This window comes from Serratia sp. G204Y, from assembly GCF_051172435.1.
In the GTDB taxonomy this organism is placed as follows: domain Bacteria; phylum Pseudomonadota; class Gammaproteobacteria; order Enterobacterales; family Enterobacteriaceae; genus Serratia; species Serratia sarumanii.
Genome location: NZ_JBPIZA010000001.1, coordinates 421,409 through 433,480, shown reverse-complemented (window position 1 = coordinate 433,480; position 12,072 = coordinate 421,409). Strand labels below are relative to the sequence as shown.

The 12,072-nt window shown below is 58.8% G+C and carries 8 protein-coding genes; 7 read left to right on the top strand and 1 reads right to left on the bottom strand.

Annotated elements, in window-relative coordinates; genetic code table 11:
- Positions 1 to 181 precede the first annotated feature (181 nt).
- Both amiA and ACSBQQ_RS02120 read left to right on the top strand, forming a co-directional pair.
- Positions 182 to 1,024 (top strand): N-acetylmuramoyl-L-alanine amidase AmiA, encoded by an 843-nt coding sequence (gene amiA / locus ACSBQQ_RS02125; protein WP_060428219.1) that lies wholly within the window; start codon positions 182 to 184, stop codon positions 1,022 to 1,024.
- 54 nt (positions 1,025 to 1,078) lie between these two features.
- Complete coding sequence (locus tag ACSBQQ_RS02120; RefSeq protein ID WP_060427773.1) at positions 1,079 to 2,131, top strand: porin; 1,053 nt, start codon at positions 1,079 to 1,081, stop codon at positions 2,129 to 2,131.
- Between the two features lie 67 nt (positions 2,132 to 2,198).
- Here the strand turns inward: ACSBQQ_RS02120 and ACSBQQ_RS02115 are convergent, their stop codons facing one another.
- Positions 2,199 to 3,029: an alpha/beta fold hydrolase gene (locus tag ACSBQQ_RS02115; protein ID WP_060427770.1), complete on the bottom strand. Its 831-nt coding sequence runs from the start codon at positions 3,027 to 3,029 to the stop codon at positions 2,199 to 2,201.
- A gap of 220 nt (positions 3,030 to 3,249) precedes the next feature.
- Here ACSBQQ_RS02115 and ACSBQQ_RS02110 point away from each other — a divergent pair, with 220 nt between their 5' ends.
- From ACSBQQ_RS02110 to ACSBQQ_RS02090, 5 genes are all read left to right on the top strand, one after another.
- Positions 3,250 to 4,653, top strand: coding sequence for a coniferyl aldehyde dehydrogenase (locus tag ACSBQQ_RS02110; RefSeq protein WP_060427769.1), 1,404 nt, complete (start codon positions 3,250 to 3,252; stop codon positions 4,651 to 4,653).
- A 259-nt stretch (positions 4,654 to 4,912) separates the two neighbouring features.
- Positions 4,913 to 7,108 (top strand): catalase/peroxidase HPI, encoded by a 2,196-nt coding sequence (gene katG / locus ACSBQQ_RS02105; protein ID WP_060427767.1) that lies wholly within the window; start codon positions 4,913 to 4,915, stop codon positions 7,106 to 7,108.
- A gap of 528 nt (positions 7,109 to 7,636) precedes the next feature.
- Positions 7,637 to 8,536: a hypothetical protein gene (locus ACSBQQ_RS02100; RefSeq protein ID WP_060427765.1), complete on the top strand. Its 900-nt coding sequence runs from the start codon at positions 7,637 to 7,639 to the stop codon at positions 8,534 to 8,536.
- A gap of 41 nt (positions 8,537 to 8,577) precedes the next feature.
- Positions 8,578 to 9,867: an alginate export family protein gene (locus tag ACSBQQ_RS02095; RefSeq protein WP_060427763.1), complete on the top strand. Its 1,290-nt coding sequence runs from the start codon at positions 8,578 to 8,580 to the stop codon at positions 9,865 to 9,867.
- Positions 9,868 to 10,368: 501 nt separating this feature from the next.
- Positions 10,369 to 11,751, top strand: coding sequence for a serralysin family metalloprotease (locus ACSBQQ_RS02090; RefSeq protein ID WP_060427761.1), 1,383 nt, complete (start codon positions 10,369 to 10,371; stop codon positions 11,749 to 11,751).
- Positions 11,752 to 12,072 lie beyond the last annotated feature (321 nt).

The window sequence follows — 12,072 nt, the reverse complement described above, 5'->3', positions numbered from 1 at the left end:
CAAATGCAAAACAAATGAATAGCAATACGAACATTCAATAAACAAAATAAATGCAGTATAAAAAGCCAGTGAATTTAAGGAATGACATTAAAAGTAACAGCCGCTAACAGACAACCCCGCCGACGCACGGAATTGTTATGTTATAACAAAAACACCCTTTCCTTTTATGCTGGTTACCCTTATGGCTAAGACGGACCTTTTGAACACCCGGTTATCTCGCCGCAGAATGATGTTGGCAGGGTTGGCGGCCCTGGCGCTGAACGGCGCCGTTTCCCCGCTGGCTCACGCCCACGGCCTGCCACGCCCCAAAAAGCAGAACGGCCCTCACGGGGCGCGAAAAAGATTCCTGGTGATGTTGGATCCCGGTCATGGCGGCATCGACTCTGGTGCCATTGGCCACACCGGTTCGCTGGAAAAACATGTCGTTCTGGAGATCGCCAGAAATGTGCGTGCACAGCTCGATCGACACGGCATCGATGCCCGCCTGACGCGCGACAGCGACGTTTTTATTCCGCTTTACGATCGGGTGGAGATCGCGCACCGGCATGGCGCGGATCTTTTCATGTCCATCCACGCCGACGGCTTTACCTGCCCCAGCGCCTGCGGCGCGTCGGTCTTTGCGCTTTCCAATAGAGGCGCCAGCAGCGCGATGGCGAAATACTTATCGAACAGTGAAAACGCGGCGGACGATCTCGCCGGCCCTAACGTCATCAAGAAAGACCGCTATTTGCAGAAGATACTGTTTGATTTGGAGCAGACGGAAACGATCAAAGAAAGCCTGGCGCTGGGCTCGCACCTGATTCAACATATTGCGCCCATCCATCATCTGCATGCCAAAAATACCGAACAGGCGGCCTTCGTGGTCTTAAAGTCCCCGTATATTCCTTCCGTCTTGGTGGAAACCTCTTTCATCACCAACCCTGAGGAAGAAAGGCTGCTCGGCACCCCCGCCTTCAGAAATAAAATTGCCACGGCGATCGCTCAGGGGATCGTCAGCTACTTTAAACGCGAAACGCACGCTTAAGCTTCGCCGGGGCGGCAAGCTCACGGGCTTGCCGCGCACAGGGACGGTGCCATCATGATAAAACGCAATCCTCGTAATTTTTCGGCGGGCATGCTTTTCCCCCTGCTGGCCTTGTTGCCGTGCGGCGCCTCCGCCGTGTCGTTGACGGGATCGCAGCAAAACAGCCTGAATTTCTACGGCACGATTATCGCCAGACGCTACAGCGGCCAAAACGAACGCGACGACGGCGACCGCAGCTACCTCTATTTCGGCCTGATAGGCAAAAAAAAGATCGCGCCGCGCTGGCAGGCCTACGCCCACTGGGAATATACCGTCAGCTTCGCCGACGCGACGCGCAACAGCACCCGGCTCGCCTATATCGGCGTGCAAAACGCCGCCCTGGGCAGCCTCGATATCGGCCGCAACTGGGGCGTGCTTTATGATGTGACCGCCCTGACCGATCGCTCTCCGCTGTTTAGAGAGATGGCCTACAACTATATCGACAACTTTATGCGCGGCCGGGCGCATAACCTGCTCACCTACCGCCAAACTTTCAGCCTGTTTCAGCGGCGCGCCGCCCTCGCGCTGCAATACCAGTTCAAAGACGGCGACGAACGGCAAGCGCCGGGCAAACAAAACGGCAACGGATTCGGTGCCTCGTTCCGTTATGCGCTGACGCCGACGCTCAGCCTCATCGCCGCCGCCTCGGCGTCTCAAACCACGCAGCGGCAACAACGCGCCGCCGGCTATCGCCGGCGCATCGATACGCTGGCCGAAGGGGTTCTCTATGCGTCGAAAAAAATCTATCTTGCGGCCGTGTTCACCCAAAGCGACAACGCCATCAGCCCGCAACAAACCGCTAACCGCGGTTCGGCGTCAAGTTATGAAGCGCTCGCCAAATATCGGCTGACGGACCACATCCAACCCAACATCGGCTATACCCGTTTGATACAGACCCGGGCAGGCCGGAACATGGACTTATTGAACTATGAGGAGCTGGGGGTCACCTGGTTGCTCAACAGCAATATGCAGGTGTTTATTAACTATGAATTCAATAACCTTTCGCAGCACACGCCCGGCGTCGATGCGTCGGACAAGCTCGATATGGGCATCAGCTATCATTGGTGATCCGCTCTCCCGCAGCCAATAAAAAGCCCCGCCCGGTGAAGGGCGAGGCTCGCGACGCGTTGAGTCTTTAGCTGTTCACGAACGCCAGCAGATCGGCGTTGACCTGATCGGCATGGGTGGTCGGGATGCCGTGCGGCGCGCCCTTATAGGTATTGAGCGTGCCGTTCTGCACCAGCTTGGCCGACAGCACGCCGGAGTCCTGATAAGGCACCACTTGATCGTCGTCGCCGTGGATCACCAGCATCGGAATGGCAATCTTCTTGAGATCTTCGGTGAAATCGGTCTGCGAGAAGGCGACGATGCCGTCGTAGTGTGCCTTGGCGCCACCCATCATGCCCTGGCGCCACCAGTTCCAGATAATCGCCTCCGACGGTTTGGCGCCCGGGCGGTTATAACCGTAGAACGGGCCGGCGGGCACGTCGTAATAGAACTGCGCCCGGTTGGCGGCCAGCTGCGCCTGGAAATCATCGAACACCGCTTTGGGGGTGCCCTGCGGATTGGCGTCGGTTTTTACCATCAGCGGCGGCACCGCACTGATCAACACCGCTTTGGACACCTTGTCCTCGCCGTGGCGCACGATATAGCGCACCACCTCACCGCCGCCCGTCGAGTGGCCCACGTGCATCGCACCCTGTACGCCGAGGTGTTTTACCACCGCGGCGACGTCATCGGCGTAGTGGTCCATGTCGTGCCCTTCCCACACCTGGCTGGAGCGGCCGTGGCCGCGGCGATCGTGCGCGACGACCCGGAACCCTTTGTTCACGAAGAACAGCATCTGGGCATCCCAGTCATCGCTGGACAGCGGCCAGCCGTGGTGAAAATAGATAACCTTGCCGTTTTTGGGGCCCCAATCCTTGTAGAAAATCTCGACGCCATCGCTGGTCGTTACGTAACCCATGTCGTTTCTCCCATTTACACTTTGGTTAAAAAAGAAGGTTTATACTGCGCGCGGCGCCGGGATCTCTGGCTCCCTCATCCCGGTTGGCCGACGATCTTGCGTTGATCGTTTAACGAGTATAGGTTTAAAGTTCACTTTAAGGTCAAACACGATTCGGCAAACCGCATTCCCGCTTTCACTCGGCATCAGGAGAATTCAAGTGCAGGGAGATGACATCCTCATGACGATGGAGCAACGGCTTGCCGCCCAACGTCATGCCTTCCTGCGCGACAGCGCACCGACGATCGCTCAGCGCAAGGCCGCCCTGCGCCGCCTGCGGAGCGCCATTTTGGCCCAGCGCGGCGCGCTGACGGCGGCCGTCAGCGCAGACTTCGGCCACCGTTCGCCTTACGAAACCGACATCCTGGAGATTCTGGTCACCGTTCAGGCGATCGATTACCTGCTGCGCAATCTGAAACGCTTTATGCAGCCGGAGCGCCGCCACGTCGCCCTGCCGTACCAGGCCGGGCGCGCCTACGTGCAGTATCAACCCAAGGGCGTGATTGGCGTCATGGCGCCGTGGAACTATCCCTTCTCGTTGACCTTCATCCCGCTGGCCACCGCCCTGGCCGCCGGCAACCGCGTGATGTTGAAACCTTCGGAGCTCACGCCGCACACCAGCCAGCTTATCGAAACGATGCTGGCGGCGCTGTTTCCCGCCGATGAGGTCGCCGTGGTGACCGGCGGGCCGGACGTCGGGGCCGGGTTCAGTGAGCTGGCGTTCGATCACCTGGTGTTCACCGGCAGCACGGCGATCGGCCGTAAGGTCATGCAGGCGGCCGGTAAAAATCTGGTGCCCTTGACGCTCGAGCTGGGTGGCAAAAGCCCCGCAGTGGTGGCGCCCGGCGCGGTTAACGCCAGAACCGTTAACAGCCTGGCGTTCGGCAAGCTGTCGAACGCGGGCCAAACCTGCATCGCACCCGATTACCTGCTGATCCATCAGGACGATGTGGAAAACTTCATCGCGCTCTACGACGCGGCGGTCAAAGCGTTTTACCCCGACGGGCCGACGAGCCATGACTACGGCGCCATCATCAACGACAGGCACTACCACCGTTTGCAGGATCTGCTCACCGACGCCCAGGCGCGGGGCGCGCGGATCGTTCCGGTGGGCCACCGCCCGGACTCGGCGGTGGAACGGCCGAAAACCCTCGCCCCCACGCTGATCGTCGGCGCCCCCGACGACAGCCGGATCATGCAAGAGGAGATCTTCGGGCCGCTGCTGCCGGTGCGCACCTACACCGCCTTTGATGAAACGATCGACGTTATCAACGCCGGGCCGCGCCCGCTGGCGCTGTACTACTTTGGCCCAGGCGGCACGCTGCAGGACAGGCTGCTGGCACGCACCACCTCCGGCAACGTCAGCGTCAACGCCACCCTGCTGCACTTTGCCCAGGACGATCTGCCGTTCGGCGGCATCGGCCCCAGCGGCATGGGGGCCTGTCACGGCATCGAAGGATTCCGGGCGCTGAGCCATGCCAAGGGCGTCTTTATCCAAAGCCGCTGGCGCTTCACCGATCTGCTGCGCGCGCCGTTCGGCAGGCTGGCAGACGCGGTGCTCAAGGTGATGCTGCGGCGCCGATAGAGCGCCGCGCTGACTATCAATAACACAGCCATGAATCGCCGCAAGCTATCACAGTATTCAATCATTCCTATTTTATCTCTCCGCCGCCGCTGACTAAGCTTAGCCATGAGTCGCCCTTTGCCCGTTAGCGGCCGGGGCGATGTGATTCCATTGAGTTCAGTTATTTAGCGCAACACCCGACGCAGGCCTTACCCGCATGCCTTGTTAACCGCTCCACGCCCGGCGGCTGGAGCACCCTTACGGAAGCAGAGAGCGCATTATGACAACTGAAAGCAAATGCCCGTTTTCGGGCGGCAAGCAGCCCGCACCGCAGAACGGCCCCACCAATCAGGATTGGTGGCCCAATCAGCTCAGCCTGAAACCGCTGCATCAGCACTCCCCCCTGTCCGATCCGATGGATAAAGACTTCAACTACGCCGACGCCTTCAACAGTCTCGATCTGGCGGCGGTCAAACAGGATCTGCACGCCCTGATGACCGACTCGCAGGAATGGTGGCCGGCGGACTTCGGCCACTACGGCGGCCTGTTCATCCGCATGGCCTGGCACAGCGCCGGCACCTACCGCATCGGTGACGGCCGCGGCGGCGCGGGCGAAGGCCAGCAGCGCTTCGCCCCGCTCAACAGCTGGCCGGACAACGTCAGCCTCGACAAGGCGCGCCGCCTGCTGTGGCCGATCAAACAGAAATACGGCCGCAACATCTCCTGGGCCGACCTGATTATCCTGACCGGCAACGTGGCGCTGGAATCGATGGGCTTCAAAACCTTCGGCTACGCAGGCGGCCGTGCCGACACCTGGGAGCCGGACGACGTCTACTGGGGCTCGGAGAAGATCTGGCTGGAGCTGAGCGGCGGGCCAAACAGCCGCTACTCGGGCGACCGCGACCTGGAGAACCCGCTGGCGGCGGTGCAGATGGGCCTGATCTACGTCAACCCGGAAGGCCCGGACGGCAACCCCGATCCGGTGGCCGCCGCGCGCGACATCCGTGAAACCTTCGCCCGCATGGCGATGAACGACGAAGAAACCGTGGCGCTGATCGCCGGCGGCCACACCTTCGGCAAGACCCACGGCGCCGGCCCGGCGTCTCACGTCGGCGCCGATCCGGAAGCGGCCGGGCTGGAGTCGCAGGGCCTCGGCTGGCACAGCACCTTCGGCACCGGCGTCGGCAAAGACGCCATCACCAGCGGCCTGGAAGTCACCTGGACCACCACCCCAACCCAGTGGAACCACGATTTCTTCCGCCACCTGTTCGAATACGAATGGGAACTGAGCCAAAGCCCGGCCGGCGCGCACCAGTGGGTGGCGAAAGACATCGGTGAAACCATTCCCGACGCCTTCGATCCGAACAAGAAACGCCGCCCGACCATGCTGACCACCGACCTTTCGCTGCGCTTCGATCCGGCCTACGAGAAGATTTCGCGCCGCTTCTATGAGCATCCGGAAGAGTTGGCCGACGCCTTCGCCCGCGCCTGGTTCAAGCTGACCCACCGCGATATGGGGCCGCGCCCTCGCTACCTCGGCCCGGAAGTGCCGCAGGAAGAGCTGATTTGGCAGGATCCGATCCCGGCGGTCGATCATCCGCTGATCGACGAGCAGGACATCGCCGCGCTGAAAAACGCCGTGCTGGCTTCCGGTCTGCCGGTATCGGCACTGGTCTCCACCGCCTGGGCTTCCGCTTCGAGCTTCCGCGGTTCCGACAAACGCGGCGGCGCCAACGGTGCGCGCATTCGCCTGGCGCCGCAAAAAGACTGGGCGGTCAACCAACCTGCGCAGCTCGCCGCGACGCTGGCCAAGCTGGAGAGTATCCAACGCGCCTTCAATGATGCGCAGGCCGGCGGCAAGCGCGTCTCGCTGGCGGATCTGATCGTACTGGCCGGCGCCGCAGGCGTGGAACAGGCGGCGAAGAACGCCGGTTTGGCCCTGACGGTGCCGTTCGCGCCGGGCCGCATGGACGCTTCGCAGGAGCAGACCGACGTGGACTCCTTCGAGGCGATGGAGCCGCTCGCCGACGGATTCCGCAACTTCCTGAAGGGCAAATACCGCGTGCCGGCCGAGACGCTGCTGGTCGACAAGGCGCAGCTGCTGACCCTGACCGCGCCGGAAATGACGGTGCTGGTCGGCGGGCTGCGGGTACTCGGTGCCAACGTCGGCGGCACGCCGCACGGCGTATTCACCCAGCGGCCGCAGGCGCTGACCAACGACTTCTTCGTCAACCTGCTCGACATGGGCACCACCTGGCACCCGGTGAGTGAGGACGGCCTGTTCGAAGGGCGCGATCGCCGCAGCGGCGCGGTCAAATGGACCGGCACCCGCGTCGATCTGGTGTTCGGTTCACACGCGCAGCTGCGCGCGCTGGCCGAAGTCTACGGCAGCGCCGACGCGCAGGAGAAGTTCGCCCACGACTTCGTCGCCGCCTGGAACAAAGTGATGAACCTCGATCGTTTCGATCTGGCGTAAACTCCCCGCAACGGCCTGCTTCGGCAGGCCGTTTTTCCTCCCGAGATCAACACCGCCTCCGCTCAACGCCGGCCTTAGCACGCGCCGTTATATTTTATTTCCCGCTTATTCGCATTTACTCAACAAGTCATATAAAAATTTGATGGGCGGCAATTCTTTTAATGCTGTATTTATATTTAGACGGCAATGAAGACCGTAAACTCAGCTGGCTAATGCGATATATCCCATCCAGGAGAACACCGTTATGGATTATCCTCGATTCGCCTCAGCGCGCGGCGAGGCGGGCCTTATGACCCTCGCCGTTCCTTAGCAACAGCGGGCTTAGCCGGCAAAGGCACCTCATCGTTTTTATGCCAATAAAAAGAGAGGTTCTGCACCTTCGCGATATTCGCTTAGGCGCCAGAATTTCGCCCTTATTTAATGTTTCACGACGCGCATTGCGTTTTTAGCTTTTATTTTTTAACCGACGGGAAAGGTCATAGGGAATCACACTTTACTCAGGAAAATAACCGCTACCTGGAGGTCATCATGCAACATATTATCGGTATTTCTTCTCGTCGGCTGAGGATATCGGCCCTTGCGCTGCTGCTCCCGGCAATGTCCTGGGCGGCCGATACGGCGTCTCTCGCCGTAGGGCCGCAATATGACACCACCCATGTTTACGTCGAACGCGGCAAGATGGATGCCTTTGTCGACAGCATTCTGAAAACATTCGGCGGTACCAGCACCGAACGCGTGCTGGTCAACGTCACGCCCACGCCGAGCGAAACTTACTCCCAGCTGATACTGACGCCGGCCGGCAGCTTCTCGGTGTTCGATTTCAAAACGCCGATCCCGCACCCGTTCGGCACCGAGCGCAACGGTTTTCTGGTCAGGGATATGGACGCCGCCATCCGCCAAGCCAGGGCCGCCGGCGCCGATGTGCAGGTTGCGTCTTTCGACGATCCGATCGGCCGCGACGCGGTGATCCAGTGGCCCGGCGGCGTTAACATGCAGCTCTATTGGCACACCAAGGCGCCTAATTACAAGCCTCTGCTGAGCGTGCCGGAAAACCGCCTGTATCTCTCCGCCTACCGCGTCGACGATTTCCTGAAAAGCTACCAGGCGTTCTCGCACGGCAAGGTCGTGAGCGACGAACTGGTCAGCGACACGGCGATCGGCCGCAGCGACAACGGCAAGATCCGCCAGATCGAATTGGACTCCCGCTTCGGCAAAACGCGCATTTTCGTCACCGACGGGCATCTGCCTTATCCGTTCGGCCATGAGCGCACCGGCTATGGCGTCGACGATCTGCCGGCCACGCTGGCCAAAGCGACGGCCAGCGGCGCGCAGGTGCTGTGGCGTTCGACGGCGGCGGAGCGCCGCGCCTCGGCGCTGGTGCGTTTCCCCGGCGGCTACATCGCCGAAATTCACCAGGCAGCTAAATAAACCCAAGGCGCGCTGCGGCGCGCTTTTTTCTTCGGATATCTATGATGAAACGCACGCTCCCCGCACTGTTGCTGTTCTCCACGCTCCCTGCCCTGGCGGCGGAGCCCGCCGCGTCCCCCTGGAAAAACATCCCGTTGGGCGATGCGGCCACCCTGTCTTTCGACGGTTCACTGCGCGAGCGCTATGAATGGACGGATCAACGGGATCTGAGCGGCGGACGCGACGATACCTTCATGCAGCGCCTGCTGATTGGCGCACGCCTCGACTATGGCGACAACTTTGGCGCCTATGTTCAGTTGGGATCGTCACTGGCCACGCCGCGCGATCGCGGGCGCAAGCCGACCGACGAAGATCATGCCTATCTCGGTCAGGGCTATGTGGACTTAAAACTGCCCACCGCCTACGGCCTCGGCACCCTGCGGGTCGGCCGCCAGGAGATTGCGCTGGGTTCGCTACACCTGATGGGCACCCGCGACGGCCCCAACGTGCGCCGTTCTTTCGACGCCGTCCGCGCCAGCTGGGCCAAGGATAAAAACCGCCTCGACGCCTTTATCGGCCATCCCGTCACCCTTAAAACCGGCAGTTTCGACGACGATACCGACAACAGCCAAAAGGTGTGGGGGCTGTACGGCACCACGCCGCTGGCCGCGCTGGCTTCCGCGCTCGATCTCTACACCTTCGGCTTTGAGGATAACGATGCCCACTACGCGCAGCTCAGCGGGCAAGAGCGGCGCTATACCGTCGGCGCACGCATTTTCGGCGCGGCGCAGGGATTCGACTGGGACAATGAGGCCGCCTGGCAGTTCGGCAGCGCAGAACAGCGTGACATCCGCGCCTGGTCGGCGTCGGCGCACGCCGGGTATACGGTGAGCGACTGGCGCTGGCAACCGCGCTTCGGCGGCAAGATTGGCATCGCCAGCGGCGATAAAAACGGTCACGATGGGCAGCTCAATACTTTTAACGCCATGTACCCCAAGCTGCCCTACCTGACCGAGAACGGGCTGGTGGCGCCGGCTAACCTGATCGCCATCCACCCTTCGGTCACGATTACGCCGTGGCAAACCCTGTCCATCGATTTCAGCTGGGACGCGCTATGGCGGCAACGCCGCGAGGATGCCTTCTACCTCGGGCCGATGCGCCCGGTGAAAGGCAGCGAGCAAGGCTCGCGCTTTATCGGCAACCAGTATCAGGTCGAAACCACCTGGACGCCGCGCAGCGATCTCCAGTTCAAGGTAGCCTATGTCTACTTCGACGTCGGCCACAGCCTGCAGCAGCATGCCGGGCTGAAAAACATGAACTTCGTGCTGGCGCAGGGCACCTACTGCTTTTAAGTATCAGGCAAGTTAATCGGTGTACGCGAGTGTCCTTAATAATCCCGTACTCAATTAATGACGATCGCCAGCGTGTAGCCGCCTATATGCATTGCAGCGATGGCGGCTACTCGCCGCTATTCACAGATGAAAATTAATGAAAAGCAAAAAGATAAATCAGTTACGTAAACTCCACGAGCCAATTACAGAGTAATATTAAATAAAGATTTAATTCCACCTGGTTATTTAAGTGCGCCTTTTACACATATCTTATGTAAAAGATTCATATAAGAATAACTCATTAATAAAATAATTATGCCTATACTGCTTTCAGCCAACCATTGCGCGCCATTAATTCCTCACCGTGATTAATGATAAGGACATATCCCGCTTGAATGCAATATTCAAGCCAGATCAAGGAGGCAAACTAATGATAACCCACTAATTACCCCTATTTTCAAACCTGTGTACGAGCATATAGAGCGTTAGGTGCAATATTGTCAACGTCCAAAGGAGTTTGATATGTCATTAGCTACCGATAAAATCTCAGATTATTTAACCGATTATGAAAGAGTCGATCGCGAGGGAAGCAGCAAACCGTCATACGCCACAGAGGAGGTTTCAGATCTGTTGCTGAGGAGCCATTATTCCGCCAATGGCAAAGGCGTGACCGACCATGCGGCAGCATTAACCTACTCTTTCCCCGTGTATACCGACAGCGATAAGCCAGGATCCGCACAGCTTACCGCCGCCCAACAGGCCCAAACCAAGCTTTCATTGCAGTCCTGGTCGGACGTGGCCAATATCACCTTCACCGAGGTCAAAGGCACCGATGCCAAAAGCGCTGATATAAAGTTTGGTTTTTATAAGGCGGCCAGCGGGGGCAATTACACCTCCTATGAAAGTACGCAAAACGACCTTAAAAGCACCATCTGGATCAGCGGCAACAAAGGCTACGACGCTTCGAATCCGCAGACCAATAACTATGCCAGGGATACGCTCACCCATGAAATAGGGCATGCGCTCGGGCTCTCCCATCCCGGAAACTATGATGCCTCCAACGCGACTTACCCCACCTACACCAACTCGGCGAAGTATTATGAAGACGATCATCAATATTCTTTAATGAGCTATTTTAGCGAGCAATACACCAGCGCTGACTATAAAGGCGTTTGGCCATCGGGGCCGCAGCTGGATGATATTACCGCCATACAGAAACTGTACGGCGCGAATACCACCACGCGCACCGGCGATACCACCTATGGTTTCAACTCGAATACGGACAGAGACTTTTTGAGCGTTAAGACGTCCACGGACAAAATCGTGGCGGCTATCTGGGATGCCGGCGGCAATGACACGCTGGATTTTTCAGGCTACAACCAAGATCAACGAATCAACATTAACGAAGGCTCATTCTCAGATGTGGGCGGCTTGAAGGCGAATATCGCCATCGCCTACGGCGCGCAGATTGAAAATATCATCGGCGGCAGCGGCGCCGACATTTTAGTGGGCAACGCACTGAACAATACGCTAAAAGGCGGTGCAGGCAACGACATCATTTACGGTGCCGGCGGCGCCGATCAGCTCTGGGGCAATGCAGGCGCGGACACCTTTGTCTTCCGCGCAGTCGGCGACAGCCAAGCCGCCGCACCGGACTGGATCCGTGATTTCCAGACGGCGGTGGATAAAATCGATCTCTCGTGGATCAACCAGACGGCTAAGGCAGAAGGGAGCGAGTTGCACTTCGTGAATAGTTTAAGCGGCTCGTTGTATGAAGCGGCGCTGAATTATGACGCGCAGCAGAATGTCACCGATCTGGCCATCAATCTCTCCGGCAATCAATTGCCTGATTTCCTGGTTAAAATCGTTGGGCAGGTCGACGCCTCCGCCGATATTCTCGTCTAGCCAAGACAAACCCGCAGTCCGGCGCGAACGCCGGACTGTTCATCTCTTTTCAGGCCTGCCGCTGGCGTTTTATGCGCGGTTCCCACATCCATCGCCAAAGCAGTAAATGGGTGTGGGGAGCAACGGAACAACAAACACACTTAAGCAGTCAATTTAAATGACCATTGGTCTATAAATTAATAAGTTATCACGTCATCGCCAGAAATCATCCGTTCTACTTTCTTGTCTCATCCACCACACAACAAACGATTGTCATTATCATTTGATATTTATTCTTGATGCTCACAAACTACTGTTCATACATACAGATTTCGTACTTTT